The organism is Halopenitus sp. H-Gu1 (genome assembly GCF_041821145.1).
Lineage (GTDB): Archaea > Halobacteriota > Halobacteria > Halobacteriales > Haloferacaceae > Halopenitus.
This window is the reverse complement of record NZ_JBGUBC010000001.1, coordinates 156,926-183,069: the sequence shown is the minus strand read 5'-3', so window position 1 is coordinate 183,069 and position 26,144 is coordinate 156,926. Positions and strand designations below refer to the sequence as shown.

At 64.8% G+C, this 26,144-nt stretch carries 26 protein-coding genes and 1 pseudogene; 15 read left to right on the top strand and 12 right to left on the bottom strand.

Annotation, left to right across the window (positions count from 1 at the left end; genetic code table 11):
- The first annotated feature begins 31 nt into the window (after positions 1-31).
- The 5 genes from ACERIT_RS00930 to ACERIT_RS00910 all read left to right on the top strand — a co-directional run bounded on the left by ACERIT_RS00930 (position 32) and on the right by ACERIT_RS00910 (position 5,537).
- Positions 32-613: a biotin transporter BioY gene (locus ACERIT_RS00930; RefSeq protein ID WP_373672914.1), complete on the top strand. Its 582-nt coding sequence runs from the start codon at positions 32-34 to the stop codon at positions 611-613.
- Positions 614-655: 42 nt separating this feature from the next.
- Positions 656-1,423: an energy-coupling factor ABC transporter ATP-binding protein gene (locus ACERIT_RS00925; RefSeq protein ID WP_373672913.1), complete on the top strand. Its 768-nt coding sequence runs from the start codon at positions 656-658 to the stop codon at positions 1,421-1,423.
- Complete coding sequence (locus ACERIT_RS00920) at positions 1,420-2,136, top strand: energy-coupling factor transporter transmembrane protein EcfT (protein WP_373672912.1); 717 nt, start codon at positions 1,420-1,422, stop codon at positions 2,134-2,136. Before ACERIT_RS00925 ends, ACERIT_RS00920 begins: the two co-directional genes overlap by 4 nt.
- A gap of 67 nt (positions 2,137-2,203) precedes the next feature.
- Positions 2,204-4,492 carry a 4Fe-4S dicluster domain-containing protein gene (locus tag ACERIT_RS00915; RefSeq protein WP_373672911.1) on the top strand — a complete coding sequence of 763 codons (2,289 nt, stop codon included), beginning with the start codon at positions 2,204-2,206 and terminating at the stop codon, positions 4,490-4,492.
- A 73-nt stretch (positions 4,493-4,565) separates the two neighbouring features.
- Entirely contained in the window at positions 4,566-5,537 is a 972-nt protein-coding gene (locus ACERIT_RS00910) for a hypothetical protein (protein WP_373672910.1), read from the top strand.
- Positions 5,538-5,568: 31 nt separating this feature from the next.
- Here ACERIT_RS00910 and ltaE read toward each other — a convergent pair whose 3' ends face one another.
- The 4 genes from ltaE to ACERIT_RS00890 all read right to left on the bottom strand — a co-directional run bounded on the left by ltaE (position 5,569) and on the right by ACERIT_RS00890 (position 8,054).
- Positions 5,569-6,600 (bottom strand): low-specificity L-threonine aldolase, encoded by a 1,032-nt coding sequence (ltaE, locus tag ACERIT_RS00905; RefSeq protein WP_373672909.1) that lies wholly within the window; start codon positions 6,598-6,600, stop codon positions 5,569-5,571.
- 91 nt (positions 6,601-6,691) lie between these two features.
- On the bottom strand, positions 6,692-7,051 hold the full coding sequence (locus tag ACERIT_RS00900; RefSeq protein WP_373672908.1) for a thiol-disulfide oxidoreductase DCC family protein: 360 nt from the start codon (positions 7,049-7,051) through the stop codon (positions 6,692-6,694).
- Positions 7,052-7,126: 75 nt separating this feature from the next.
- On the bottom strand, positions 7,127-7,831 hold the full coding sequence (locus ACERIT_RS00895; protein WP_373672907.1) for a queuosine precursor transporter: 705 nt from the start codon (positions 7,829-7,831) through the stop codon (positions 7,127-7,129).
- Positions 7,824-8,054 carry a ribbon-helix-helix domain-containing protein gene (locus tag ACERIT_RS00890; RefSeq protein WP_373672906.1) on the bottom strand — a complete coding sequence of 77 codons (231 nt, stop codon included), beginning with the start codon at positions 8,052-8,054 and terminating at the stop codon, positions 7,824-7,826. The genes ACERIT_RS00895 and ACERIT_RS00890 overlap by 8 nt, the downstream gene beginning before the upstream one ends.
- Positions 8,055-8,234: 180 nt before the next feature.
- Between ACERIT_RS00890 and ACERIT_RS00885 the strand changes: the two genes are divergently transcribed.
- Both ACERIT_RS00885 and ACERIT_RS00880 read left to right on the top strand, forming a co-directional pair.
- On the top strand, positions 8,235-8,882 hold the full coding sequence (locus tag ACERIT_RS00885; protein ID WP_373672905.1) for a hypothetical protein: 648 nt from the start codon (positions 8,235-8,237) through the stop codon (positions 8,880-8,882).
- A 175-nt stretch (positions 8,883-9,057) separates the two neighbouring features.
- Positions 9,058-9,744 (top strand): hypothetical protein, encoded by a 687-nt coding sequence (locus ACERIT_RS00880; RefSeq protein WP_373673066.1) that lies wholly within the window; start codon positions 9,058-9,060, stop codon positions 9,742-9,744.
- Positions 9,745-9,777: 33 nt separating this feature from the next.
- On the opposite strand, the gene ACERIT_RS00875 is transcribed toward ACERIT_RS00880, so the two are convergent.
- The 3 genes from ACERIT_RS00875 to ACERIT_RS00865 are packed head-to-tail and all read right to left on the bottom strand — an operon-like array spanning position 9,778 to position 11,192.
- Positions 9,778-10,407 (bottom strand): L-threonylcarbamoyladenylate synthase, encoded by a 630-nt coding sequence (locus tag ACERIT_RS00875; protein WP_373673065.1) that lies wholly within the window; start codon positions 10,405-10,407, stop codon positions 9,778-9,780.
- A 7-nt stretch (positions 10,408-10,414) separates the two neighbouring features.
- The gene (locus ACERIT_RS00870; RefSeq protein WP_373672904.1) at positions 10,415-10,927 is read right to left on the bottom strand and encodes a redoxin domain-containing protein; all 513 of its coding nucleotides are present in this window, start codon (positions 10,925-10,927) and stop codon (positions 10,415-10,417) included.
- A 1-nt stretch (position 10,928) separates the two neighbouring features.
- Positions 10,929-11,192 carry a glutaredoxin family protein gene (locus ACERIT_RS00865; protein ID WP_373672903.1) on the bottom strand — a complete coding sequence of 88 codons (264 nt, stop codon included), beginning with the start codon at positions 11,190-11,192 and terminating at the stop codon, positions 10,929-10,931.
- Positions 11,193-11,350: 158 nt separating this feature from the next.
- On the opposite strand from ACERIT_RS00865, the gene ACERIT_RS00860 reads away from it, so the two are divergent.
- Positions 11,351-12,736 carry a hemolysin family protein gene (locus ACERIT_RS00860; RefSeq protein ID WP_373672902.1) on the top strand — a complete coding sequence of 462 codons (1,386 nt, stop codon included), beginning with the start codon at positions 11,351-11,353 and terminating at the stop codon, positions 12,734-12,736.
- A gap of 53 nt (positions 12,737-12,789) precedes the next feature.
- Here the strand turns inward: ACERIT_RS00860 and ACERIT_RS00855 are convergent, their stop codons facing one another.
- The 5 genes from ACERIT_RS00855 to ACERIT_RS00835 form a co-directional block, all read right to left on the bottom strand.
- Positions 12,790-13,992, bottom strand: a complete 1,203-nt coding sequence (locus ACERIT_RS00855; RefSeq protein ID WP_373672901.1) for an anion permease — start codon at positions 13,990-13,992, stop codon at positions 12,790-12,792.
- A gap of 1 nt (position 13,993) precedes the next feature.
- Entirely contained in the window at positions 13,994-14,122 is a 129-nt protein-coding gene (locus tag ACERIT_RS00850) for a hypothetical protein (protein WP_373672900.1), read from the bottom strand.
- Positions 14,123-14,430: 308 nt separating this feature from the next.
- Positions 14,431-15,024, bottom strand: a complete 594-nt coding sequence (locus ACERIT_RS00845) for a metallophosphoesterase (protein ID WP_373672899.1) — start codon at positions 15,022-15,024, stop codon at positions 14,431-14,433.
- 9 nt (positions 15,025-15,033) lie between these two features.
- A complete protein-coding gene (locus ACERIT_RS00840; protein ID WP_373672898.1) occupies positions 15,034-18,138 on the bottom strand; it encodes a replication factor C small subunit in 3,105 nt (1,034 codons plus the stop codon).
- Positions 18,139-18,219: 81 nt separating this feature from the next.
- Positions 18,220-19,443 carry an anion permease gene (locus tag ACERIT_RS00835; protein ID WP_373673064.1) on the bottom strand — a complete coding sequence of 408 codons (1,224 nt, stop codon included), beginning with the start codon at positions 19,441-19,443 and terminating at the stop codon, positions 18,220-18,222.
- 97 nt (positions 19,444-19,540) lie between these two features.
- Between ACERIT_RS00835 and ACERIT_RS00830 the strand changes: the two genes are divergently transcribed.
- The 7 genes and pseudogenes from ACERIT_RS00830 (at position 19,541) to ACERIT_RS00800 (ending at position 26,034) form a co-directional block, all read left to right on the top strand.
- Positions 19,541-20,002 (top strand): hypothetical protein, encoded by a 462-nt coding sequence (locus ACERIT_RS00830; RefSeq protein ID WP_373672897.1) that lies wholly within the window; start codon positions 19,541-19,543, stop codon positions 20,000-20,002.
- A gap of 100 nt (positions 20,003-20,102) precedes the next feature.
- A pseudogene (locus ACERIT_RS00825) lies at positions 20,103-20,309 on the top strand (ubiquitin-like small modifier protein 2); the annotation flags it as partial.
- The gene (locus tag ACERIT_RS00820) at positions 20,286-20,792 is read left to right on the top strand and encodes a redoxin domain-containing protein (protein WP_373673063.1); all 507 of its coding nucleotides are present in this window, start codon (positions 20,286-20,288) and stop codon (positions 20,790-20,792) included. The pseudogene ACERIT_RS00825 and the gene ACERIT_RS00820, both read left to right, overlap by 24 nt.
- The gene (locus ACERIT_RS00815) at positions 20,792-21,376 is read left to right on the top strand and encodes a GNAT family N-acetyltransferase (protein ID WP_373672896.1); all 585 of its coding nucleotides are present in this window, start codon (positions 20,792-20,794) and stop codon (positions 21,374-21,376) included. Before ACERIT_RS00820 ends, ACERIT_RS00815 begins: the two co-directional genes overlap by 1 nt.
- A 197-nt stretch (positions 21,377-21,573) precedes the next feature.
- Positions 21,574-22,356 carry an SAM-dependent methyltransferase gene (locus ACERIT_RS00810; protein WP_373672895.1) on the top strand — a complete coding sequence of 261 codons (783 nt, stop codon included), beginning with the start codon at positions 21,574-21,576 and terminating at the stop codon, positions 22,354-22,356.
- 117 nt (positions 22,357-22,473) lie between these two features.
- The gene (gene alaS / locus ACERIT_RS00805) at positions 22,474-25,251 is read left to right on the top strand and encodes an alanine--tRNA ligase (protein ID WP_373672894.1); all 2,778 of its coding nucleotides are present in this window, start codon (positions 22,474-22,476) and stop codon (positions 25,249-25,251) included.
- Positions 25,252-25,254: 3 nt separating this feature from the next.
- Entirely contained in the window at positions 25,255-26,034 is a 780-nt protein-coding gene (locus tag ACERIT_RS00800; protein ID WP_373672893.1) for an alpha/beta fold hydrolase, read from the top strand.
- Positions 26,035-26,144 lie beyond the last annotated feature (110 nt).

The window sequence follows — 26,144 nt, the reverse complement described above, 5'->3', positions numbered from 1 at the left end:
TCTAAAGTGGGTTTACGAAAATCCTCGGGACATGTCCACCCGAACGGAATCGGTCGATCTCGTCGGCGACGAGACGACGAGAAACCTTGCTCGTTCCGCGCTGATAGCGGCCCTGGTCGGCGCGTTTGCCTACGTATCGTTTCCCTTCCCGCTGTCGCCCGCGCCGGTGACTCTGCAGGTTCTCGGCGTCTTCCTCGCCGGGATCCTCCTCGGCCCGGTCTGGGGATCGGCGGCGCTCGTGGTCTATCTGGCGGCCGGCGCGCTCGGCGCCCCGGTCTTTCAGGGTGGCGGTGCCGGGTTCGGTCAACTGGTCGGCGCGACGGGCGGATACCTATGGTCGTACCCGTTCGCTGCCGGGCTCGTGGGGGTCCTCGTTCATCGCGGCCGGACGCTTCGGGACATCGACGCCGTTTCCGTCCCGACTCTGGTCGGTGCCATGATCGCGGGCACGATCGTGATCTACGCGTTTGGCGTCATCGGCTTGATGCTCACCCTCGGACTGGGACCGATCGAGGCGTTCCTGCAGGGCGCGCTCTTTTTCATCCCTGCGGAGGCTGCCAAGATCGCGGCCGCCATCGGCGTCGTCAGATCGGAGGCGATCACGGCCGCATGACTCGCTCGGAAACCGGTTCGTCGTGAACGAGGCCGATCCACGATGATCGAGGTGAATTCGGTTCGCGTCGGCTACGACGACGTTCGGGCAGTTGACGACGTCTCGTTCGCGATCGACGACGGCGAGGGTGTCGTTCTTGCCGGCGCAAACGGTTCGGGAAAGACCACGCTCGTTCGGACGTTCAACGGGCTCGTCTCGCCGGACATCGGTACGGTCCGCGTTGACGGAACTCCCGTTCACGAGAATCCGGCTGCGGCCCGCCAGGCGGTCTCGATGGTGTTTCAACATCCACGAGATGGGATCGTCGCAGCCACGATCGGCGCCGACGTCGCGTTCGGCCCCGAGAACCTCGGCTGTGACCGCGCGGAGATCGACCGACGCGTCGATCGCGCGCTCTCGGCGGTGGGGCTCGACAGCCGACATGAGGACCGTGTCGATGCACTCTCCGGCGGCGAACGTGCACGCGTTGCGATCGCCGGTGCGCTCGCGATGGAACCGACGCACCTCGTCCTTGACGAGCCGTTCTCGGGGCTCGACGAGCCGTCCCGCCGGTCGCTTCTCTCCCACCTCCTGGAACTCCGACGGGACGGAACGAGCCTCGTGATCGTCACGCACGATCTCCGGGATCTCGGGGCGCTCGCCGACAGGGTTCTCGTCCTCGCCAATGGCCATCTCATGGCCGACGTCCCGCCCGAGGACGCCGCCGATCCCCTCTCGAAATTCGACGTGCGAGTTCCGACGGGCTGGCCGGGATCGGAAGGGGGTCGTGATTCCGGATCACTGGAACGGGAGCCCGGACGGTCGCCGTGACGTTCGCGTACGTCCCCGGAACCTCGCCGGGCCATCGTCTCGACGCCCGTTCGAAACTGTTCGTGCAGATCGCCTTCGCCGCTGCTGCGTACGCACACACGACACCCCGTGGGCTCGCCATCCTCTCCGTGATCGCGGTCGGCTGCGTGTGGGCTGCTGGCGGTACCGTCCGGGAGGTCGCGTGGGGGTATCGCTGGGCGGCACCCGTGTTGCTCGTTGCTCCCGTCGTCGCGGGAGCCACTCTCGGGACCCCGTGGTTTCGGGTCGAACGTGCGCTTTCGACCGGGCTCGCGAGCTATCGGGTCGTGATCATTCTGCTCGTCGCCGGCGCGTACGTGCGAACGACGCCCGTCCGCGAGTCGCGGGCCGCGATCCAGCGGCTGATCCCCGGACGAATCGGCCGCATTCTCGGGATCGGCGTCTCACTCGTCTTCCGGTTTCTCCCGCTGTTTCGCCGCGATCTCGCGAGCGCTCGGGAGGCCCTTCACTCCCGGGGTGGCGACGCCCGCCCCCTCCGTGACCGGATGCGAATCGTGGCCGTCGCCGGCTTGAATCGGGCGTTCGAGCGCGCCGACAGACTCGCGCTCGCGTTGAACGCGCGGTGTCTCGCCTGGAACCCGACGCTTCCTCGATCGCGATTCGGACGCCTCGACGTGCTGGCGATCATTCTTGCAGGCGGCCTCATTCTTGCGGTCGTTCTCCCCCAACTCTGATCGACGGAGGGCGCGCGAGGTCCGGACGGTGGCAAGATTTAACCGACGAACCGTGGTTCCTTCGGACATGGTTCTCCTCCAGGCGACCCGGGAAACGTTCTGGACGATCTCCCCGACCGGCAAGGCGATCTTCTACGTCCTCGCGGCCGCGACGATCGCGGTGTTCCTCTATGGCGTCTCCGCCCGATTTGCCCGATACGCGGCGGGCCGCTCCGATCCGATCGATCGGCTCTCCTCGCTTCCCGAACGAACCCTGGCTGCGACCCGGATCGTGGCGACCAACGAGGGACAGTTCGATCGCGACGTCTACGCCGGCCTCATGCACACGTTCGTCCTCTGGGGTTTTCTCGTCCTTCTCATGGCGACAACGATACTCTTCGTCGATATGGACATCTACGGTCCGCTCGCCGGCGAGTCCTTCTGGGTCGGCGGCTTCTATCTCGTCTATCAGTTCGCCGTCGACGCCTTCGGCCTGCTTTTCGTCGTCGGCGTCGGAATGGCCCTGTGGCGGCGATACGGAACACGATCAGCGCGGCTGTGGGGGAAACACACCTCGATCGAGGACGACGCGTTCATCTGGAGTCTGTTTTTGCTCGGCATCGGCGGATTCCTCGCGGAGGCGATCGCGATCGTCGGCCAGCCCGCACGCGCCACCGAGTCGGTCAGCTTTGTCGGGCTGGCGATGGCGACCGGCTTTGAAATGCTCGGATTGACGCCCGCCGGCGCGGCCGTGATCTATCCCATCGTCTGGTGGCAACACGCCCTGCTCGCGCTCGCGTTCGTCGCGTGGATCCCCTATGCCAAGCCGTTCCACATGCTCTCGTCGTTCGCCAACGTCGTCGCCCGCGACGAGCACGCCGGCACGCGGCTCCCGAACGTGCCGGCGGACCTCGATCACACCAACGCCGAGTCCCTCGACGATTTCACCTGGAAGGAACTGCTCGACCAGGACGCCTGCACGAAGTGCGGGCGGTGTTCCTCGGCGTGTCCGGCAACGGCCTCCGGACGCGACCTCGATCCCCGCGACGTCATTCTCGATCTGAAAGCGTACCGCGAGTCCCTTGAGGACGACCCCGTGATCGGCCGATCGGCGGACGCCGTCCCCGGGGCCGACGGGGACGCGGAGTCGGTCGGATACCCCCCTTCCAGCGAGGGGCACGCCGCGTCCGCCGACGGCGGCGTCGACACCGTCCCGATCGTCGCCGAGGAGGGCGGCGTGATCGACGCCGAGTCAATGGAATCGTGTATGGCCTGTCTGGCCTGCATGGACGTCTGTCCCGTCGAGATCGAACACCTCTCGACGTTCACCCGACTCAATCGCCAGCTCGTCGATGACGGAACGGTGGATTCGAACCTTCAGAGCGTCCTTGAGGATACGATGCGGACGGGCAACACCTTCGGTGAGCCGCCGGCGGATCGCGGCGCGTGGACCGACGACCTCGACGTCGAGATCCAGGATGCCCGCCAGACGGAGGTGGAGTACCTCTGGTACGTCGGCGATTACCCGAGCTACGACGATCGAAACACGGAGGTGGCACGCGCGCTCGCGAGGATCTTCGACCACGCCGACGTCGAATTCGGGATCCTGTTTGAAGACGAGAAGTACGACGGGAACGACGTCCGGCGGATCGGCGAGGAGTTCCTCTATCTGGAGCTTGCAGGTCATCACGTCGAAACCTTCGACGACTGCGAATTCGAGACGATCGTTTGTACGGACCCCCACTCGTATAATACGATACGAAACGAGTATCCCGAACTCGAGTTCGAGGAGTTCGCCGACGATCCGATGATGCCCTTCGAGTACGACGAGCAATGGAACGCCGACGGCGAGATCGACGTCGCACACTGGACGCAGGTCGTCGAGGATCTGGTCGCGGACGACCGTCTGGGCCTCTCGGGCGACGAACTCGACTACACGGTGACCTACCACGACCCATGCCATCTGGGCCGGTACAACGACGAGTACGAGGCCCCACGCGAGCTGATCCGGGCGACCGGGGTCGACCTTCACGAGATGCCGCGATCACGGGCGGACTCCTTCTGCTGTGGCGGCGGCGGGGGCGGACTCTGGATGGAACACGACGAGGAGGCGAAACCTAGCGAGGAGCGCCTCCGGGAGGCGATCGAGGACACGGACGCGGGCGCAGCGGTGGAGCGGTTCGTGGTGGCGTGTCCGATGTGCACCACGATGTTCGAGGACGGCCGAAAGACCGGGAATTTCGAGGACGACCTCGAGATCGTCGACGTTGCGGAGTTGGTGATCGAGGCACTCGAGACGTCGGAAACGGCTGCCGATCCGCCCACGACCGACACGGGGACGACGACCGGCCAGATGGGAGCGGGGACGGTCGAATGATCGATTCCGTACGCGGTCGCGCGACGATAGGTATGAACGTCTCGCCATCGAACGGCAGATCCGGATGGGATTCATGAGCGAACTCACGGCGACGACCGAACTCGGAGGACTCCCCACGTTCCTCGCGCTGGATACCGTCTCCGTCCTCGATGGAACGCGGCGTGGCGCGAGCGTCCAGATCGACGAGACGTACCTCGACGGGCAGCGAACCGCCATCGAGACGATCGACGCCGAGTCACGGTTCGAACGGCGGCTTCGATCGGTCGATCGGACTCGGGAGATATACGACGAAGTCGACATCGATATCGCGTCGTTCACGGAGGAGAACCTGTGGGATGCCTCGCGACGATATCGCGAACTTCTCCAACGACTTCCGGAGACCCAGTATCTAAAGCGCGCGTTTCCGGAGACCTGTTTCGTCGTTCCCGAGTGGATCCGATCCCCGTCGGAGGTGACGTACGGGCCGCGCGTCTACTTCTTCCGGGAGGACGATGCTCCGGATCCGGAATCGATCATCGAGGCGAACATCGAGGCGGTTCTTGAGGACACACGCGAGGCGTTCGACCGATATCGGGGACGACTCCACGGCTATCCCGACTGCTGTCTCGAACGCTTCTCGAGTGCCGATCGAGAGAGTGATCTGGGTCCCGAGGAGGCGTCCGTAGAGCCGATAGCCGACTATATCGACGACGATCGACTTGCGGCAGGTCCCGATCCCACCGTCTCCATCACGGAGATCGTTTCGGGACTTTTCGAAACCCCCGACGCCTACGCCTTCTTCGTCCGGGAGTTCTTCCCGGAGCCGGGCTGTGAGACGGCTCGGAGACGCGGCATCGAGGTCTACGAGACGCTCTCGGAGGTGGTTTCGGAGACGCTCGTTCAGGATCACTTCCGGATGAACGCCGGGTGGAACTACGTACTCGCCCGCTCGCTTCGTGAGGTGGATCCGGGACGCCCCGCCCCCGGACTGTTGGGCCGGGAACACCTGTTTTCGTATCTGCCCTTGTCCGTCACGTCGTCGCTCCCGCGATACCGCGAGGAGTGAGACGGGGACTACGATCGTCGCGACCCGGTGATTACACGATCGTCGCGACCCGATCGATCGCCGTCTCGACGTCCTCGCGATCGATGTCGAGATGCGTGGTGAACCGGACCGTGTACTGGTCGAACTCCACGACTCCCACGCCGACGTCCGCGCAGGCCCTCGCGAACTCCGTCGCCGTGTCTCCGGTCCTCTCGACGTTGACGACGACGATGTTCGTCTCCGGTTCGGGTGCTGAAAGACCGGGGATGTCGTCGAGTCCCTCGGCCAACCGGGCGGCGTTGGCGTGGTCGTCGGCCAGGCGATCGACGTTCTCCAGCGCGCACAGACCCGGTGCCGCGATCACTCCGGCCTGACGCATCCCGCCGCCGAACAGCTTGCGCACCCGGCGGGCGTCCTCGATGAACGCCGTTGATCCGGCAAGCATCGATCCGACGGGCGCGCCGAGACCCTTCGAGAGACAGAACATCACGCTGTCGACGTTCGCGAGCAGATCGGATGCCGGAACGTCGAGTGCGACCGCGGCGTTGAAGATCCGGGCGCCGTCGACGTGTACCGGAACGTCGTGTTCGTGGGCAGCCGCGGCTGCCGCGTCGATCCGGTCTTTCGGAATCGCGGCCCCGCCACGGTAGTTGTGCGTGTTCTCGAGGGCGAGCAGGCTGGTTCCGGGTCGATGGAGATCACGCTCGGTGATCCCCTCGTGGACCTGTTCGGGCGTCGGCACGCACCGATCGCCGGCGTCGACCGGTCGGGTCTGTACTCCCGAAAGCGTCGCAGCGCCGCCGAGTTCCCACCGATAGATGTGCGATTCACGTTCGAGCAATAACTCGTCGCCGTGGTCCGTCCGTGTGCGAACGGCGATCTGATTGCCCATCGTGCCCGACGGGACGTAGAGGGCGGCCTCCATCCCGACCGCCTCGGCCGCACGGCGTTCGAGCTCGTTCACCGTCGGGTCGTCGCGGTAGACGTCGTCGCCGACGTCGGCGTTTGCGGCCGCCTCACGCATCGCCTCTGAGGGCGTCGTCACCGTGTCAGATCGGAGATCGATGTCGAGATCCGACTCCATGCCGAACGGTTCGTCCACACGGGCTTATTGCTGCCGGCACCGTTTTCGAGTCCTGCCGGTTCCGTTTCGATCCAGTGCCGCCCGCGACGATTCATTCGACGATTTCACACGACCGGATCCGACCCCAGATCGACCGCCGATCGGCCACGAACCGATAGCCTCGCTCGCGGAGCCACGGCCAGCCGGGAAGTCGACGAGCGACGTTCACGAGCGCCCGCCATCCGGGCCCGAAGCGGGCGATTACCTGCTCGAGCCCCTCGCCACAGGAGTAGACCGCCTCGTCGGTCAGAAGGTGCATACAGGACTCGTACTCCTCGGGCAGGCGAGCCCGCTGGTCGGGCGAGAGTTCCTCGAAACCGACGGGCTCGAAGGTGCCGTGGCGGACCGCGATCCGGACACACCACTTACAGAACCCGCAGTCGTCGTCGTAGACGAGGCGTGGCATCGCCATACGTCTGCTTGGTCGGCTATCGGCTTGGGACTGTTGGCTTTGATCGGGGATCACGTCCGCGATCCGCCCGCACCGCTACCGCCGAACCGCGCCGACCACGAGGTAGACGAACGGCGTGTCCACGATCGCGATCAGGAGCTTGAGCAGGTACTGACCGAGGATCAACGAGACGACCACGCCGATCGGTAGCGCGTCGCCGATCCCAAGGAACGTCGGCGCGGCAACGAAGGCGATTCCCACGAAAATCACGGTGTCGATGGCCTGACTCGTCGTGGTGGACGCGAGGTTTCGTATCCAGAGGTGGGCGCCGCCGGTCCGTTCGCGGATCGCGTGAAAGACGATCACGTCCCAGTTTTGGCTCACGAGGTACGCAAGCAGACTCCCCACGACGACGTTCGTAGCCGGCGCGAGTGCCGCCTCGAAGGTCGCCGCGAACTCGGGGTTTTGAGCCGGCGCGACGATCGTCGACCAGACAAGTCCCAACACGAGGAAATTCATCACGAACGCGACGTTGACCATCACCTGCGCCGCGCGTCGGCCGTACAACTCGGCGTAGCAGTCGGAGGCGAAGAACGTGAGCGCGTATGCGACCGCCGCGCCCGGAAGCGCGATTTCCGGGCCGATCCGCGGGAGCGCAACCGGAAGCGGGATCGCGAGGATCTTCGCCGCCGTCAACTGTGCGGTCACGAGCGCGGTCACGAACAGCGCGAGCAGGCTCACCTGTCCGATCGCTCGACGACTGGTCGGATTCCCGGTGGACGCTTGGCCTCGGTTACGCATCCTCGCTTCCGTCCTTCGGGTTGCCTTCAGCCTCCTCTTCACTCGATGGTCCGTTCTCGTCCAGCCGTCCGTGTCGGTCGTCGATCTCATCGAGCAGATCGAGCGTCTTGCGGATCGACGCCCGGATCGCGTCGCTTCGGTTCACGAACTTGCCGTCGTCACCGACGTGTCGATCGAGATCGTCCAACAGCTCCTCGGGAATGTCAACGCTTACCTTGGGCATCTTGTAGTCTCGACCGTCGTTCGGATATTGTCGGTTATATATGCTTCCACTATTCTCCGAGGAATACCGATGGTCGATCGAGATCGACGATTCGAGCCGCCCGATCTACCATCCGGACGACCAGCCGATTTGACCGTCCGGGAACACGTTTTTACCTCCGTGAACCGTTCGATCGGCACCATGGACGAGAAGACGGCCGAACTTCGGGACATCTTCCTCGACGCCACCGGCTCCGAGACGGTTACCGAAGACCAGGAGACCGATCGGGGTTCGCTGACCGGTCGGGATGACTCGACCGTCTCGAAGCGTCTCTCCGAACTGATCGCGACGATGCGCGATCGCTACTCGTTTTCGACGTCCCTTCCCGAGGCGGCCTACGAGCGTGTCGTTCGCGCCCACTTTGAGGGAACCGACGACGCCACGATCGCCGAGGATCTCGCGACAGTGCCTGAGAGTTCTGACGGCGAACTCGACGCGGAACGTTCCATCTCCGCCGAGGACGTCTTTCGCGTGCGAATGGACCTCCATCTCGTCTCCGACGCCGACCGTGAATTCCCCGTGGATCCGGATGTGCTGAAACGGCTCGTTCTCGCCGGGACCCCGACCGAGGAATTGGCGGCGGAACTGGAGATCGACCTCGAGACGGCCCGACGCTGTCGCCGGATCGTCGAAGCGGACGTCGAGTCGACGCGCGCGAACCACCGGTTTCGCGACGAGTTTCGCGAGTTGCTCACCGATGCGGATCTCGAGGGGTCGCTCGCCGCGGACGCACAAGAGGACGGGCTCAAGGAGGCGGCCGAGGACATCGAGACGAACGTCTCGTTTTGATCCGTTCGCTTTTCACGAGTCAGGAGTCCGCGCTCGCCCGTTCGTTTATCCCTGATCACGACGCAAACGGCCCGTGTCCGACGCACCCGATGCTAGCCCATCAGATATCTCGACGAGCGCGGATTCGTCCTCCGCACCCGATCCCGACCGATCCGCGACGATCCCGACTGGGTCGATCTCGTTCGGCGATCTGACCCGAGCAGCCTACTGTCCGCGACAGCTCTACTACGCTCGACGGGCGGACGACCGATCGATTCCCGCCTCCCAACGGGCGCGGATCGATCTCGCCTTTCGGTATTCCGAGCTTCTCGAGGCGAGCAATGGGGATCTCCTCGACCATCCGATCGACTGTCCGGCTGACCGCTATCAGGAACGTCTTCGGAGCCTTCACGACGGCGATTTGGAGGACCGTTTCGGAATATCCTGGCGGGCACTCGTCGAGCCGACCGAAACGCGGACGCTCCTCACGGGACGAAAATGCCACGGAATCGCACACAAAGTGGTGGACGATACGGACGCTCCCGACGTACCGCCGATCCCGACGATCGTCTCGCCCGGAACGCCGCCGGAAACGGGCATTTGGGAACCACAGACGGTTCGCGCCGTCGCGGCCGCGAAGGCGCTTGCGTGGGAACGCCAACGGAAGATCCCTCGTGCGCTCGTCGAATACCCCGCCGTCGGCATCGTTCGGGAGGCGACGCTTACGGTTCGAACGGTGGCTACCTACCGCCGGGCGCTGCGGGCCGCCCGCGGGATCGACGGTCCGCCGCCACGGGTGAACGACGACCGGTGTCGACCCTGTGAATTCCGCGAGAAATGCGGAACGAAAACGCGCTCGCTTCGGTCCCGACTGGGGCTGTAGTCGGGCTCCACCGATCGATCGTGGCGATCGGTCCTACCGTTCGGCCTCGAGCCACGATTCGACCGCGTCGACGTTCGCGCCACGGCGGTGGATAGTCCCCGTTTCGGGTTCGACGACCGTGCTCTCGGCACCGGCCGTCTCGCCGCCGTCGATCGTGACGGCGACCTGATCACGGATCGCGGGATCGAGTTCCTCGACCCGGCGGACGCTTCCGGTCCCGGATCGGTTCGCGCTCGTCGCGGTGAGCGGTCCGGTCTCCTCGAGCAACGCGAGGGCGATCGAGTGGTCGGGAATACGGATCCCGACGCGGTCGCGGCCGGCCGTGAGCACGTCGGGGATCGACTCGCCTCGGTCGACGATGACGGTGACCGGCCCCGGGAGAAATCGGCGGAGACACGCCGACTCCAGGTCGGTCGGTTGCGAGTGCGCGAGCGCCGCCTCGACGCTCGCCACGCCGAACGAGAGCGGTTTCGATCGGTCACGCTCTTTCGTCTCGAAGACACGCTCGACGGCCTCGGGATCGAGCGCATTCGCACCCAGTCCATAGACCGTCTCCGTCGGATAGACGACGAGCTCGCCGGCCGCGACGGCCTTGGCGGCACGCTCGATCTCATCCTTGATCTCCGGCGTGATCGCCGGTCCCGAGTTTGGCTGCTCGTTCATGGCTCGTTCATGCACGGATGTCATCGATCGCTGCATCGACCTCGTCGTACGGCGGGAAGGACGGCTGCTCGGTACCCACCCAGGCGTACTGCACCGTGCGATCCTCATCGATCAGGAACATGGCAGGCCGGGCGTCGACGATCCCGGCCATGCCGTCAAGATCGTTCTCGATCCCGTATTCGGCGAGCACCTCGCCGGCCGGATCCGAGAAGATCTGGGCGTCGACGCCGCGTTCGGCAAGGAGCGTCTTGTGTTCGTAGGGCGTCGAGATACTTATCCCGATGACATCGAGCCGATCGGCCCAGCCACGGTCGGCAATCTCGTTGTAGACGTAGATCGATTGGAACGCACCGTCCATCGGATGAGCGACGAGCAGGATCGGTCCGTCGTCGAGGAGGCTCGAGAGCGTTCTGTCCTCCCAGAACTCCTGGTTGACGAGCGGGCGGGTGAAGTCCGGTGCCGTTTCGCCCGCCTCGACGTGGTCGGTCTCCGGGAGGGCGACGACGTCGAACTCGACCATCTCAGACGCCCTCCTCGCCGTAGATGTTTCGCAGGTACTCGACGATATTGGCGCTCTCGGACATCGTCACGCCGGTCTCCTCGTCGACGATCGCCGGAACCGTTCGTGCACCGGAGATGCGTTTTACGACGTTCCGATCGGAGTGCATCGGCTCGACGAACCGTGACTGGTACTCGAGTCCCAACTCGTTCAACGTCCGAACCACCCGCTCGCAGTAGGGGCACGCCTGCAGCCGATACAGGGTGATGTCGGTGTCTTCGGCCATGGGGCTCCGTTGTGCCTCCTCGCGTGTAACCGTGTCGGCACACCAACGCCCCTGTCGCTTTCATCGTATTGCTTCGGCCGCTCGTCCCGATTTGTGACGGTCGATCGGGGCGTTCCTCCGAAATCGTTTAACCGCTCCCCCTCTCACGTGTAGTGAGAATGGGCTTATCGTCGACTATGTTGGCCGTCGGACTCATCCAGACGGCATCGATCGGTACGACGACTTGGACGATTCTCGGCAGCCTCGCCATTATCGTACTGTTGGGGCTGTCCGCGTTCTTCTCCTCCTCGGAGATCGCGATGTTCTCGCTGCCGAAACATCGCGTCGACGCACTCGTCGAGGAGGGCGCCCCGGGTGCGGCGACGGTCCAGACGCTCCGGGAGAACCCGCATCGGCTCCTCGTGACGATCCTCGTCGGGAACAACATCGTCAACATCGCCACCTCGGCGATCGCAACCTCGATGTTCGCCTTCTATCTCACCCAGGGACAGGCGATCATCGCGACCACCTTCGGGATCACGGCAGTGGTGTTGCTTTTCGCGGAGACGGCACCGAAGTCCTACGCCGTCGAAAATACCGAGTCGTGGTCGCTACGGATCGCCCGCCCGCTGAAATACTCCGAGTGGTTGTTGTTCCCCCTCGTCGTCCTCTTCGATCATCTCACCCGAGCGATAAACCGGATCACCGGGGGTCGGGCGGCGATCGAATCGACCTACGTCACCCGCGAGGAGATACAGAACATCATCCAGACCGGCGAGCGTGAGGGGGTCATCGAGGAGGAGGAACGCGAGATGCTCGAACGTATCTTCCGATTTAACAATACGATCGCAAAGGAGGTCATGACTCCCCGCCTCGACATTACGGCCGTCTCGAAGTCGGCCGGCGTCGAGAAGGCCATCGAGACCTGCGTTCAGTCGGATCACGAGCGCGTGCCGATCTACGAGGGGAACCTCGACAACATCGTCGGGATCGTCACCGTCCGGGATCTCGTTCGTGAGCTGCGATACGCCGAGGGTGAACCCGACCTCGACCGCGTGGTGACCCCGACGCTGCACGTTCCCGAATCGAAAAACGCCGACGAACTCCTCGAGGAGATGCAGGACAACCGCCTCCAGATGGTCATCGTCATCGACGAGTTCGGGACCACCGAGGGGATCATCACCCTCGAGGACATGGTCGAGGAGATCGTCGGCGACATTCTCGAAGGCGACGAGCCCCAGCCCGTCGAGTTCATCGACGACAACGTCGCGATGGTGCAGGGTGCGGTGAACATCGACGAGGTCAACGAGATGCTCGACATCAACCTCCCGGAAGGAGAGGAGTTTGAGACGCTCGCCGGCTTCGTGTTCAATCGTGCGGGACGTCTGGTCGAGGAAGGCGAATCGATCAGCTACGACGGGATCGATATTCGGATCGAGCGCGTCGATAACACTCGTATTATGAAAGCTCGCGTTACCCTCACCGACGAGTACGGGGTCGAGGTGGATACAGAGGAGTCAGAAGAGGTCGAAGCCGAACAAGTCGTGGATCCGGATTCGTCGTGATCGCAGACGTCCGGTCATGATCGCGGATATCGGGTTCTGATCGGCCGTCCCGATCAGGGAATCGACGCAATTGCCCAATACGTACTGAAGCCAAGCGCCAATGCGATCGCCAAGGAACCGACCCAGGCGAGGACCGTATAGCCCATTTTTCGCCCGCTTACTCCCGCTTCGCCGGCAGCGTAGCCCGCGCCGATGATCGCCGAAACGATGATCTCGTTGAACGAGACCGGGATCCCGAACGCGACCGCCGTCTGGGCGATCGCGAACGATGGAATGAGTGCAGCGATCGACCGACGCGGCCCCATCGACGCGTAGTCCTGTGCGAGCGCCTTAATCATCCGCGGTGCGCCCGTCCACGACCCTGCAAGGAGTCCGGCACCGCCGCCGACGAGGACCGCCCACAGCGGGATCGACATCTCCCCGAGGAGCGGCACGAGCGGCCCGATCGCCAACCCGACCTGTGAGCCACCAGCCGAGAATGCGACGAGTCCGCCGAGCGCCAGCAAAAATCGCCGCTGTCCTCCCTCACGGTCGCGCCCGAGATCGAGGTGGACGAGCACGGCGACGAACGCCGCACACGCCAGCGTCGCGAGGACGGACGCGAACTCGATACCGATTACCGGCCCCACCGTTCCCGTCACCGGGAGACGAGCCCCGAGTTCGCTCGCGATCGATCCCTGCTGGCCCGCCGGACCAAGAAACGCGAACCCGACGTTCGCGAGGATGGCCCCGACGACGCCGGCCAGGAACGCAGTCAGCGGTCGCTCCGGCAACTTCGGACCTTGTAGCGCACGCGCGACGGCGTAAGCGACGCCGCCGCCGACGAACGGAGTGAGCACCCACAGCGTGACGATCTCGGTGTACTTCGCCCAGGCAGGTGATCCCCCGAGTGCGAGGCCGACGCCGACGACCGCGCCCGTGACGGTGAAGGCCGTCGCAATCGGATAGCCCGTGAACACGCCGATCGCCACCAGCGCTGCCGCCGTGACGAGTGCGACGATCGCGGCGCCGGCGGTGAGAGTGACGCCGCCTATCAGCTCGGTTCCGACTGCCTCGGTGACGTTCGCTCCTTGGAGAACCGCTCCAAGGAACCCGAGGATGCCGACGATCAGTCCCGCACGCATTACGGAGATGGCGTTCGCGCCGACCGCGGGAGCAAAGGGGGTCGACCCCGAGGATCCGGCGCCGATCGCCCAGGCCATGAACAGGCTCGCTAACCCGGCGACGAGGAACGTGAGTGCCGTCTCGACCGCCATGTTATCCTTGGCCGTCCTCGTAGCCCTCACGCAGGCTCACGAGTGTCCGTCGGACGAGCAGATACCCGAACAGAAAGAGCCCGATCAACGCCAGGAGCAGGCCGATAAACACGGGATCCAGCGAGACCATACACCGCGGCTTTTCCCGGCGTCGTGTTAGGCGTTTCGGCGCGGAGTCGCTCGTTCTCTCTCCCTAACCCGCTCCGGCGGGGTTTCGGTCACTCAAACACGTCTTTGTGTCATACGCGGATATATGCTCTCGCCGATATGACGTTCGGCCGCGGCACCCGCTTCGGCCCTCCCCCCGCCCTCGTGTGATCGCGATCCGTTTCGGTGTCGTGTGATCGCGATCCGTTTCGGTGTTCGGATCGGCCTCCCAATCCACACGTCGATTTCCCCGTCGTTTTCACACCAGTTCCGCGACGGACCGTGCCGTTCTCATTCGCTCCTGTTGGTCCCCGAAGAATCGATCCGAAACTGCTCGAACACGTCTCCGTCCGGCGTCACGAGTCGGCCTCGGAGCCCGGATGTCCGATCGCCGTCCCGTTCTCCTGCCGGTCGAGATTCCGTTTCCGGATCTCCGTCGGCGTCCGCGATCGGCTCCAATTCCGCGTGAGCCGCCCGGTTGCCCCGCGGTTGCGTGTGGCTACCGGGATTCAAAAGCGTCACCGGATCGGCGTCCTCGACCATCGGACGGTGGGTGTGGCCGAATACGACGACGTCCGCCCCGCGTTCGCGACCGAACAGCGCGAGCGCCGTCCGCCCGCCGCGGCGAGTGTGTACGACCGCAAACCGGATGCCCGCGTATTCGACCGTCCGCGTCTCCGGGAGTCGATCGCGAAGCGCAGCGTCGGCGTTGTTTCCGTGGACTGCTCGTAGCGTCTCGCTCTCCGCCGAGAACGCCTCGAACACCGGCTCGCGATAGAAGTCCCCTGCGTGGATCACCAGATCAGCCTCCTGAACGGCGGTCAGGGTTCGTCCCGTGAGCCGGTGGTCGTCGGTACCGTGGGTGTCGGAGACGATCGTGAGCATGGACGTCGATCAGGCCTCCTCGTCGGCTCCCGACTTCCGATCGGTGCTTCCGCCACCGGTTTCGCCGTCCGCGGGAAGCGAGAGGGAGGCCAGAAGCGACTCCAGTTGCACCTGCTCGTTTGCGCCTTCGGTGATCCGGTAGTCGGCCTCGCCGACCCGTTCCATTAGACGGACGGCCTCGCGCTCGTCGAGATCGAACTCCCAGACCGAGCGATGTAGTTGGTCGATCACGTCACCGCCGGCCATTCCGGTTTCGGTGAGGAGCGTATCGAGGGTCGCACGCGCCTTCGAGAAGTCACCGTTCAACGCATCCGTGACCATCGATTCGATCTCCTCCGGACGGGCAGTCGCGGTGATCGCGTAGACGGCCTCCTCATCGACCACTTCGCCGGTCGTCGCAGCCGCCTGAAGGGAGTTGATCGCGCGACGCATATCGCCGTTCGCTGCGTAGACGAGTGCGTCGACCCCCTCCTCCGTCACCTCGATATCTTCGGCGACGGCGATCTCCCGGACCTGACTCGCGATCGCTTCGTCCGACAGCGGCGAAAAGCGGAAGACGGCACACCGCGACTGGATCGGATCGATGATCTTCGATGAGTAGTTACACGAGAGGATGAATCGCGTGTTGTCGGAGAACTGCTCCATCGTGCGCCGCAGCGCGGACTGGGCGTCGTCGGTCAGCGAGTCGGCCTCGTCGAGGAAGATGATCCGGTAGTCATGTCCGCCGAAGGACGATCGCGCGAAGTTCTTTATCCGATCGCGCACGACGTCGATCCCACGCTGATCGGAGGCGTTGAGTTCGAGGAAGTTCCCGCGCCAGTCCTCACCGTAAATCTCACGGGCGATCGCCGTCGCTGAGGTGGTGTTGTGCATCACTGTCGGGATCTCCCCGGCAACGTAGTTTCGCGTTCCAGGCACCGTCAGATCATAGACTCGCTCGTCGGTTTCGATCCGGTCCACCGATTCGACACGGTCGTAATACAGATCGGCGTTCGCGACCTTCCTTGCCTCGTCGATCAACTCGATCGTTTCGACCGAAAGCCGGTTCAGCGCCACCTCCCGAAGCCGTTCGGCGACGGTTTCGAACCTCGTGACCGTTCGAACCGCGTGCTTGTCGGTCTCGAGCAGGTTCGCCAGATCCGACGGACCGATCGCGAGTCCGTCAGCGATCTCGACGTTCGAGACGCCGATCAGGTCACGACAGGCTCGCAACTCCTCCTGGACCACGTCGAGCGTCGCGCTGTCGAGTGGTCGATCCGAGGATGGGTCGCCCATGCGATCGGATCGAATGCCGATCGACTCGGAACCCGCCGACTGCATCTCGATCGGTTCGAGCGCGTTACGTGTCTCGTCCCACGTCGCCGGGAGGCTCGTCGTTCCTGCAAGCATCGGCTCGATCCGATCGAGGCGTTCGAGTGCTCGCTGTACGGTTTCGATTCGATCGGCTGCAGCCGAGACGACGTCATCGAGGGCCGAGCAGTACCGTTCCCGTCCCGGTGTCTCCGAATCCAGCGATTTCGGGAGGTGGTCGGTTACGGGGATGTCCAGCCGGTCGCAGAGCTCCCGGAACACCGTCTGTGCCGGGATCGTGTCGTGATTCGGACTGGTGTTCTTGGAAGCGTGCTCTCGAAGCCGCTCAGCCTTGTATCCGATCGAAAACCCGACTCGGTCGGCGAACCTTTCGAGTGCCGTGGCTCCCGAGAGGGATACCGCGTGGTGGGTTCGCTCGATTCCCGTCCCGTTCGTGGCTGACGTTTCGAACGTCTTTCGCCGGCACGGGATGTCGAACGTCGCGAGGAGGTATGAGGCGAGCGTGATGTGGTCCGGGTTCCGTTGGGTGAGTTCGATGGTGCCCCCTGTGGTCACGTGTGATTCGGTGTCGAACACCGCACGAAGGAAGGCCGCGCGTGAGGCGTCGTCCGACGAGACGATCGCGGAACCGATCGCGTCGCCCCCCGACGCACTGGTGAACACGTCGAACACCGACTCGAGGTAGTGTGTGAGCGTTCGAGATCCGACACGGACGAACGGAACGTCTCCCTGAACGCCCCGCTTCGTTTCGACATCGAAGACGTCGTGTGCGGCCGTTTCGAACGCGTCCAGCAGTGTTTCGTCGGTGTTGGAGAACTCGATACTCCCTCCATCGATCCTCGCCTCGCTGATAGCGAGCCCGACGAAACGGGCGAGTTCCGGCGTCACCGTTGTCGGGGGAGTGATCGCTGGCGATCGGTAGCCGTTGGCGTTGACGCACTCGATCGCTTCGACAGCCGGTACCCACTCGCCGGGCGTGAGATCGCTTTCCCGGAGCTTCGAGAGTCGAATCGGGGTATCGAGTGACGTCGCTCCGTCGATGTCGCTCTCGCCCGGCGGGTCGAAGTCGCCGAGCGAGGAACGCGAGATCGTCACTTCCGTCCGATCCGGATCCATCTGCTCGAACCAGCGGAGGGAGGGGATCGGATCCGAACCTCGATCGGTCGTCGAACCGGGCGTTTCAGCCGTCGACTGGGGTGTGGGGAGTGACCGGGGGCGCACAATTCGATCGGTGGCCGATAGGTCGGCGGCCTGGACCCACTCGAACCCGTCCTCGGTGATGACGCGGAGCTTGTGTTCGGGGGTGACTCGGAACGCTCCTCCGTCACGGGTCGTAATCCGCACTAGCTCGTCGGTCTCCTTCGCGAAGACGTCCGAGGGCGGGACGTACTCGAAATCGTTCCGGTCGGTCAGGGTAGCGATCGAGAGATCGTTCGGGGGCGACGAAAACCCGTCCACGTCGCCGACGACGTCCTCGATACGGTGGATGCCCTCACTCGTCAACACCGGTGTCTCACCGGTGACACACTTCCCGACTCCGGCAGGCCCGGAGAAGAGCAGATGCGGCAGGTCGTCCTGCTCGATGTAGCTCTCGAGTCGCTCAACGATGTCCTCCTGGCCGTGGATGTCCGAGAGGGTCTGTGGTCGGTACTTCTCGATCCAGATCTCTCGGCCGGCCGCGGTCGCGGCCTCCGTGTCGGTCTCCGCATCCGACGTTCCGTCCGGGTCCACCTCCGAGTCCGCGGTCGGATCCGCGTTCGTGTCCCCGTCCGCGGAGTCCGCCGGCTCGCCTGGGTCGCTCATACGATCGAGGACCGTTCGGCAGGGTGATAAACGAACCGAGACGACGGGTCGGTTCGGGTCTCGAATTCGCCGGTCGTCCCGTCACGCCGGCAGCCAGTCGCCAACGAGCGCGCTGAAGGTGAGAAACGACCCGACCGTCGCGAGGATCGGGACGAGGTTCTGCATCACGACCACCCGGATGGAGGTGTGCGGATCGAACAACTCGGCGGCCGCGGGGACGTCCTCGGGGTCGGCGTCGCCGATCGCTTCGGGCTCGGATCGGTCGCTCACCCGATCGGGATTTCCGACGGTGGGCGACTCGGCGTCCGTTCGAAGCGCACCGATGGTGACGTTCGGGGATGTCTCGCCGGCGACCGCTTCGGCGATCGTGAACGTCCGGCTCGCGCGCCCCCACCCGAGCCCGACGATTGACATCGTCGCGATGACGACGAAACTCGCCGGGATCCCCATCGCCGACAGGCCGATCACGATCGTCGAGCTGATCACGGCCACTACGAGCGCGGCGGTCAAGGGAAGATCGGTGATGTCGTTTCCGAGGGTATCCATCGTGCGCCGGGCGATCGTGAACGCGCCGACGGCGACGGCCGCCGAACCGATCAGGATCCCGGGGGTCATCCCGATCGCTCCGCTGCCGACCAGAGGTGCGATCGCGTTGGCGATGTTGCTCGTCCCCGAGCTGAATGCCATCAGACAGCCGATCGCGACGACGGATGCGCTGCCTGCCAGCTCCCGGCGCGTCGTGTTCGGGCCGGGAGCCGGTCTCGGGAGGCGCCCCTGCCGATCGATCCGGACGAGCGGCCCCGCCGAACCCTCGATGGCGATCGCGTGATCGATACGCGTATAGAAGTATCGACCGACAACCACCGACAGCCAGAATCCGGCGACCGGCGAGACGATCCACCAGAGCAGGATCTCGCCGACGACGGCCCACTCGAGTTGATCAGAAGCCAGTCCCAACCCGGCGATCGAGCCGACTGCCGTCATCGACGTCGAGGCCGGCGTGCCGGTGAGATTGCCGAGAAACAGTGCGCCGCCGATGAAAGCTAACACGAGAATGCTTGCCTCGGGTGTGAACACGCCCGGATCACGGAGGAGATCCGTCCCGAGCGTCTCGACGACTCGCCGACCGATCGTCCACGCGCCAAGGAAGAAACAGCCGCTCATCAACGCGCTGGCGGCCAGCTTGCCGATCACGCCCGCGCCGACGGCAGGCCCGAACGCCGGACCGGTGGTCGAACCTCCGACGTTGTACGCGACGAAACAGGCGATGACGATACCGCCGACGAGCAACGGATCGTTCGCGATCACGGCTCGATCGGGGATCACGCCCGATCGGTTATAAACAACGCCGTCTCCCGGCGCGGCGAAAACGTTTGAACGATCCGTCACGTAGCTCCCTCTGATGCGATTGCGTGGCCGACAGACCCAGTTTTACATCGACATCGTCTACGGCGTCGCCTTCCTCGCCGGATTCAGCTACCTGATGATTTACGGCATGGACGCGCGCGTGGCTGCCTTCTCCGGCGGGCTCGTCCTCGGATACATGTTTCGCGTCTGGGAGAACATGATCGTCTACGAGCGCGTGCTTGAAGAACAGGTCGCGGACGAGGCCGAAACTCAGGTTGCCGAGGAAGTCGACGAGCAGGTCGCAGATGAGGTGGAAACGCAAGTCGCTGATGAAGTGGAAACCCGAGTCGCGGACGAGGCGGAAACGCAGGTTGCCGAAGAAGTGGACGAGCAGGTTGCGGACGAGGTAGAAACGCGGGTCCAACGCGACGTCGAGTTAGAGCTGGTCGAACAAGTGAGCGAGATCGACGAGGAGCTTGCCAACGAACTCGCCGACCGACTGCGTTCGGAGTCATGATCCGGTTCGTAATCCGGTTCGTAATCCGGTTCGTAATCCGGCGTGAGCGATCGTCCCGCCGAACCGATCGGTTCAACCCGCCGAGGCTCCAATCGCTTCCATGAACGTCACCGTCGAGATCGTCGGCGAGGAAACCCGCGAGCTCGCGTGCTCGTCCGGGGATACCTACGGCGACCTGATCCGATCGGTGGGCTACAGCCCCCAGGAGGCCTCCGCACTCGTCGACGGATCGCCGGTCCCAGAGGATTGTCACGTGGACGCCGAGTACGTCACGGTGCTCCGGCTGATCAAGGGCGGCTCCGGGGGCCTCTCCGCCCCCGGCGCAATCGACTTCGAGGGGGCGAACGTGGGTGCCGGTCCCGATCCATTCCTGCTGTCGGACGCGGAGGCCGACCTCGCCTCGCTGTTCTTCCATCGGGATCACTTCTGTGGTAACTGCCGGACGCAGGTCAAGACCGTCGTCGCCAACTATGAGACGTTCGCGGATGCGGGAGTCGAGGTCGTCTCGATCCTCCCTGAGCCCCGCGACCGGGCCGCCGAGTGGGTCGCGGACTACGACGTTCCCTACCCATTCATCGCGGACCCGGACGGTCAGATCGCGAGCCGATACGGCCAGCGTCGGCGATTCGGTCCGATCGGTCGCCGGATCGATCTGATCGGGCGGATGCCCGAGGTCGTCCTCGTCGACCTTCGTGCGGAGCCGGAGATACTCTGGCGATACACGGGCGATCATCCCGGTGACAGGCCCGGGACCGACATGATCCTCACGGAAGCCGCGAAGTTCTTGTGATGACGGAAGACGTCGACTCGCCGTCCACCATGGATCCACCCCCGATCGATCCACCTCCGATCGATCCGCCCACGATCGGTTCACCGTCCGGGATCGCGATCCGGCCCGCAGGCGCCGATACGTACGTCGACGTGATGCGGATCCTTGAGGGGGCGCTGCTCGAAGTCGACGCCGCAGTCGTTCGATCGCGGATCGACGCCGGTGACGTCTTGGTTGCCGTCGATACGGTGAAGACGGCCACCGTGGTCGCGGCGATCGTGCTCGTTCCTCGGGGGAGGCGGCTTCACGTCGAGGCCGTCGCCGTCAGCAGACGCCGACGTGGGAAGGGGATCGGATCGGCCCTTGTTCGGGCGACGCTTCGGCATGCCGCCGAACGCGATTTCGACCGGGTCACGGTCGCCTTCGACCGTGATCTACGGGGATTTTACGCCGATCTCGGGTTCGCGATCGGGCAGATCGAGGAGACGCGTCCCCAGGGGGACGATCGCGGCGAAGACGGTGACCGGGACGGCGACCGATCCACTGACGATCGGCTGTGGGGTGTGATCGCGATCGAGTCCGTATCGGACGATCGGTCCCCGTAGCCGGTGGGCTGGAGCGACGCCGTCGGTCTCACACCCCGGTGAGGTGGTCCCTCTCACTGCCGACGGGAACGCAGATATCCTTCGTTCGAGGTGCGTCACGCCTATCAGCGTCGACCACCTCTCTATAGGTATGCAACGAACGTCGTCTTCCCCCGACCGCCGGGCGGAACCGTCTCAGGAGCTCCCACGAGGAACGTATGTCAGGTAAAGACGAGTACTATAACCGGTCCAAACAGGAGGGCTATCGGAGCCGGGCCGCCTACAAGCTCCAGCAGCTCGACGAGACGGCTTCGCTCTTCGAGCACGGAGATACCGTCGTCGACCTCGGCGCCGCACCCGGCGGCTGGCTACAGGTCGCCGCCGAGCGCGTCGGGGTCGGCGGGACTGTCGTCGGCGTCGACCTCCAGCGGATCAGCGATCTCGAGGAACGCGATGACGCGGCTTCCGTCGAGACGATCCGCGGCGATATGACCGACGAGAAGACGAAGGATCGTCTCCGAGAGACGATCGGCGATCGGGGCGCGAACGTCGTGATCTCGGACATGGCGCCGAACATGACTGGGGAGTACAATCTCGATCACGCCCGATCGGTCCATCTCGCGCGCCAGGCGTTCGAGGTCGCACTCGACCTGCTCGCGCCCGGCGGCGACCTGATCGTGAAAGTGTTTCAGGGACAGGATCTGGCGGCCCTCAAGGACGACATCGGCGACGAATTCGAGTACGTTCGAACGGTCTCACCGCCGGCCTCCCGAGACTCCTCCTCGGAGGTGTATCTCATCGGCAAGGGCCGTCTCAACGCTCCCGTCGAGGAGGGTGATCGCCTGACGGTCGAGATCGCCGACGTCGGCGAGGAAGGCGACGGGATCGCCAAACGCGACGGATACACGCTCTTCGTCCCCGGGACCTCGGAGGGCGAGACCGTCGAGGTCGTCGTCGGTGACGTCAAACCGAACTTCGGGTTCGCCGAGCGGGTCGACTAAGGAGTTCGCCGAGCGGGTCGACCGAGGAGTTCGTCGAACGGCGCCTTCCAGGAGCCCGATCGGGGCGGGCGGACAACCCCGGAACCCTTTTGGCTGAACACCAGCCACAAAACGGTAATGAGTGCGCTCGAAGCCGAATATCGTCTCGACTATTTCGAGGAGGAGGGATTTCACCGCCGTGAGTGTGCCTCCTGTGGCGTCCACTTCTGGACGCGCGATGCCGACCGGGAACTGTGTGGTGAGCCGCCCTGTGAGGACTACAGCTTCATCGGCGATCCGGGGTTCGACGAGCCCTACACGCTCGAAGAGATGCGAGAGGCGTTCCTCTCCTTCTTCGAGGAGCACGATCACCAGCGTATCGACCCGTATCCAGTCGCCGCGAACCGCTGGCGTGAGGACGTCCTGTTGACGCAGGCGTCGATCTACGACTTCCAGCCGCTCGTCACCTCCGGCGAGACGCCGCCGCCGGCGAATCCACTCGCCATCTCCCAGCCGTGCATCCGGATGCAGGACATCGACAACGTCGGCAAGACCGGCCGGCACACGATGGCCTTCGAGATGATGGCCCACCACGCCTTCAACGTCCGCGAGGACGCCGAGGGAGAGTACGCCTACGAGGGTGAGGTCTACTGGAAGGACGAGACCGTCGAGTACTGCGACGCGTTCTTCGAGTCCCTGGGCGCGGACCTCGAGGAGATCACCTACATCGAGGACCCCTGGGTCGGCGGGGGCAACGCGGGCCCCGCCATCGAGGTCATCTACCGCGGCGCCGAACTCGCCACGCTCGTGTTCATGTGTATGGAGCAGGACCCCGACGGCGACTACGAACTGAAGGACGGCAACACCTACTCCTACATGGACACCTACATCGTCGATACGGGCTACGGGCTCGAGCGATGGACCTGGATGAGCCAGGGGACGCCGACCGTCTACGAGGCGATCTATCCGGACGCGATCGAGTTCCTGAAGGATAACGCCGGTATCGACCACACCGAGGAGCAACGCGAGATCATCAACCGTGCGGCGACGCTCGCCGGCCGTCTCGACATCGACGACGTCGACGACGTCGAGAACGCTCGCGGTGACATCGCCGAGAAGCTTGGGGTCGACGTCGACGAGCTGCGTGACCTCCTCGAGCCGCTCGAGTCGATCTACGCGATCGCTGACCACTCGCGAACGCTCGCGTACATGCTTGGCGACGGGATCGTTCCCTCGAACGTCGCCACCGGCTATCTCGCGCGGATGGTCCTTCGACGCACCAAGCGGCTCGTCGACGACGTCGGCGTGGATGCGCCCCTCGATGAACTCGTGGACATGCAGGCCGATCGACTCGGCTACGAGAACCGCGACACGATCCGCGACATCGTCCGAACCGAGGAGCGGAAATACCGAAAGACGCTCGAACGCGGCTCCAGGAAGGTCGAACAGATCGCCGACGAGTACGCCGGGACCGACGAGGCGATCCCGACGGAGACGCTCATCGAGCTGTACGACTCCCACGGCATTCAGCCCGAGATGGTTGCCGAGATTGCCGAGGATCGCGGCGCGACCGTCGACGTCCCCGACGACTTTTACGCGCTCGTGGCCGAGCGGCACGAGGAGGGCGGCGTCGAGGCGGGCACGGAACGCGACGATCGCTTCGAGGATCTCCCCGAAACCGAGGAACTGTTCTACGAGGACCAAGAGCGCATGGAGTTCGAGGCGGTCGTTCTCGACGTCTTCGAGGTGGACGACGACGCCTACGAGGTCGTCCTCGATCAGACGATGTTCTACCCGGAGGGCGGCGGACAGCCGGCTGATCGCGGGACTCTGACCGCCGGCGAGACGACCGTCGAGGTCACGGACGTCCAGAAGGTTGACGGGGTGGTCCTCCATCGAACCGACGGCGATCCGGGCAAAGGCGAGTTCGTTCGCGGCCAGATAGACGGCGAGCGCCGCCGACAGCTGATGCGTCATCACACCGCCACGCACCTGATCGGGTACGCCGCACGCGAGGTGCTCGGCGACCACGTCCGGCAGGCCGGTGCCCAGAAGGGCCTCGACTCCTCGCGTCTCGACGTCCGTCACTACGAGCGGATCTCCCGCGAGGAGGTGAAGTCGATCGAACGCGTCGCCAACGAACTCGTGAGGGACAACGTTGCAGTCAGTCAGGAGTGGCCCCACCGTCACGAGGCCGAGGCCGACCACGGATTTGACCTGTATCAGGGAGGCGTGCCGCCGGGAACCAACATCCGGCTGATCCACGTCGGTGACGCCGACGTTCAGGCGTGTGCAGGAACGCACGTGAACCGAACGGGCGACATCGGGGCCGTGAAGGTGCTCAAGACGGAGCCCGTTCAGGACGGCGTCGAGCGGATAGTCTTTGCCGCCGGCACCGCCGCGATCGAGGGAACACAGCGGACCGAGGACGCGCTGTATGACGCAGCCGACGTGCTCGACGTCGATCCCCTCGACGTCCCGGGGACTGCAGAGCGGTTCTTCGAGGAATGGAAGGAACGAGGCAAGGAGATCGAGCGTCTCAAAACCGAGCTCGCGGAGGCTCGCGCCGGGACCGGCGACGAGCTTGAGGAGATAGATCTCGACGGCGACACCGTCGTCGTCCAGCGTCTCGATGCGGACCCCGGCGAGCTCCGAGCGACGGCAAACGCCCTCGTCGAGGAGGGGAAGGTCGCGGTCATCGGCTCCGGCGCTGGCGGCTCGGCGCAGTTCGTCGTTGGCGTCCCTGACGACGTCGCCGTGAACGCCGGAGAAGTCGTCAGTCGCCTTGCGAGCCAGGTCGGCGGCGGCGGCGGCGGCCCGCCCGATTTCGCACAGGGCGGCGGTCCGGACGTCGAGGCGCTCGACGAGGCACTCGCGGAGGCCGCCGAGACGGTGCGGTCGATCAAACGGGCCTAGACAGTGGCCCGCGCAGCGAACGGCTCGGTCTCGATCCGGTATGAAATCGACGGATCAGGACCCGCAGTCCTCTTCGTCGGCGACATCGGGCTCGGTGCCTGGCAGTTCGGTTGGCAACACGCCGCGATCGCGGGGCCATACGCCGCTATCACTCCCGAACTCCGCGGGATCGGGGAGTCGGACGCGCCGCCGGGACCCTACGACATCGACGACCTCGTCGCCGATCTGGACGCCGTCCTCACCGCTGAAGGACGTCGTCGCGTCCACCTCGTGGGGTACGGGTTCGGCGGGATGCTCGCGCTCGCGTACGCGCTTTCATCCTCGCGTCCCCGAAGCCTGACGGTGGTCGGAACGTCCGCCACCGGCGACGCCTACAACCCCGAGGCACTTTGGGCCGATCCGAACGATCGGGCTGCCGTCGACGCCTCGGTGAACGCGCTCCTCTCCCCGGATTTCCGTGAGGCACGCCCCGACGTCTCCGATCGGATCGCCGAGTGGCGGGTTCGCGAGGACGCACCGCGGGAGTCGTTCGAGGCACAGCGCGCCGCACTTTCGTCCTTCGACATCGGCGATCGGCTTTACGAGCTTACGACGCCGACGCTCGTGCTTCACGGCGAGGCGGACGCGATCTGTCCGGCCCACTACGGCCGATCGCTTTCCGAGGGGCTTCCTGGCGGCGAGTTTCACGCCATCGAGGGAGCGGGCCACTTTGCCGGTGTCGAGGCGTCCGCCCGCGTCAACGACGAGCTGATCGGGTGGCTCGCCGAGCACGCGGACCAGTGATCGCAAAGCACGGGAACGGGAATTGATGGATGTCCTCGTTCGACGCATCCTGGCGTGTCGAACGCCGGCAGCGATCGGGAGGGACACAATCGTTTTGAGGCTGTGACGAC

What these genes read in the sequence shown, in the direction of transcription:
- ACERIT_RS00930 (WP_373672914.1), top strand. Translation starts at nt 32, where the DNA reads ATGTCCACCCGAACGGAATCGGTCGATCTCGTCGGCGACGAGACGACG.
- ACERIT_RS00925 (WP_373672913.1), top strand. Translation starts at nt 656, where the DNA reads ATGATCGAGGTGAATTCGGTTCGCGTCGGCTACGACGACGTTCGGGCA.
- ACERIT_RS00915 (WP_373672911.1), top strand. Translation starts at nt 2,204, where the DNA reads ATGGTTCTCCTCCAGGCGACCCGGGAAACGTTCTGGACGATCTCCCCG.
- ACERIT_RS00910 (WP_373672910.1), top strand. Translation starts at nt 4,566, where the DNA reads ATGAGCGAACTCACGGCGACGACCGAACTCGGAGGACTCCCCACGTTC.
- ltaE (WP_373672909.1), bottom strand. Translation starts at nt 6,600, where the DNA reads ATGGAGTCGGATCTCGACATCGATCTCCGATCTGACACGGTGACGACG.
- ACERIT_RS00900 (WP_373672908.1), bottom strand. Translation starts at nt 7,051, where the DNA reads ATGGCGATGCCACGCCTCGTCTACGACGACGACTGCGGGTTCTGTAAG.
- ACERIT_RS00895 (WP_373672907.1), bottom strand. Translation starts at nt 7,831, where the DNA reads ATGCGTAACCGAGGCCAAGCGTCCACCGGGAATCCGACCAGTCGTCGA.
- ACERIT_RS00890 (WP_373672906.1), bottom strand. Translation starts at nt 8,054, where the DNA reads ATGCCCAAGGTAAGCGTTGACATTCCCGAGGAGCTGTTGGACGATCTC.
- ACERIT_RS00885 (WP_373672905.1), top strand. Translation starts at nt 8,235, where the DNA reads ATGGACGAGAAGACGGCCGAACTTCGGGACATCTTCCTCGACGCCACC.
- ACERIT_RS00875 (WP_373673065.1), bottom strand. Translation starts at nt 10,407, where the DNA reads ATGAACGAGCAGCCAAACTCGGGACCGGCGATCACGCCGGAGATCAAG.
- ACERIT_RS00870 (WP_373672904.1), bottom strand. Translation starts at nt 10,927, where the DNA reads ATGGTCGAGTTCGACGTCGTCGCCCTCCCGGAGACCGACCACGTCGAG.
- ACERIT_RS00865 (WP_373672903.1), bottom strand. Translation starts at nt 11,192, where the DNA reads ATGGCCGAAGACACCGACATCACCCTGTATCGGCTGCAGGCGTGCCCC.
- ACERIT_RS00860 (WP_373672902.1), top strand. Translation starts at nt 11,351, where the DNA reads ATGGGCTTATCGTCGACTATGTTGGCCGTCGGACTCATCCAGACGGCA.
- ACERIT_RS00855 (WP_373672901.1), bottom strand. Translation starts at nt 13,992, where the DNA reads ATGGCGGTCGAGACGGCACTCACGTTCCTCGTCGCCGGGTTAGCGAGC.
- ACERIT_RS00850 (WP_373672900.1), bottom strand. Translation starts at nt 14,122, where the DNA reads ATGGTCTCGCTGGATCCCGTGTTTATCGGCCTGCTCCTGGCGTTGATC.
- ACERIT_RS00845 (WP_373672899.1), bottom strand. Translation starts at nt 15,024, where the DNA reads ATGCTCACGATCGTCTCCGACACCCACGGTACCGACGACCACCGGCTC.
- ACERIT_RS00840 (WP_373672898.1), bottom strand. Translation starts at nt 18,138, where the DNA reads ATGAGCGACCCAGGCGAGCCGGCGGACTCCGCGGACGGGGACACGAAC.
- ACERIT_RS00830 (WP_373672897.1), top strand. Translation starts at nt 19,541, where the DNA reads ATGCGATTGCGTGGCCGACAGACCCAGTTTTACATCGACATCGTCTAC.
- ACERIT_RS00815 (WP_373672896.1), top strand. Translation starts at nt 20,792, where the DNA reads ATGACGGAAGACGTCGACTCGCCGTCCACCATGGATCCACCCCCGATC.
- ACERIT_RS00810 (WP_373672895.1), top strand. Translation starts at nt 21,574, where the DNA reads ATGTCAGGTAAAGACGAGTACTATAACCGGTCCAAACAGGAGGGCTAT.
- alaS (WP_373672894.1), top strand. Translation starts at nt 22,474, where the DNA reads ATGAGTGCGCTCGAAGCCGAATATCGTCTCGACTATTTCGAGGAGGAG.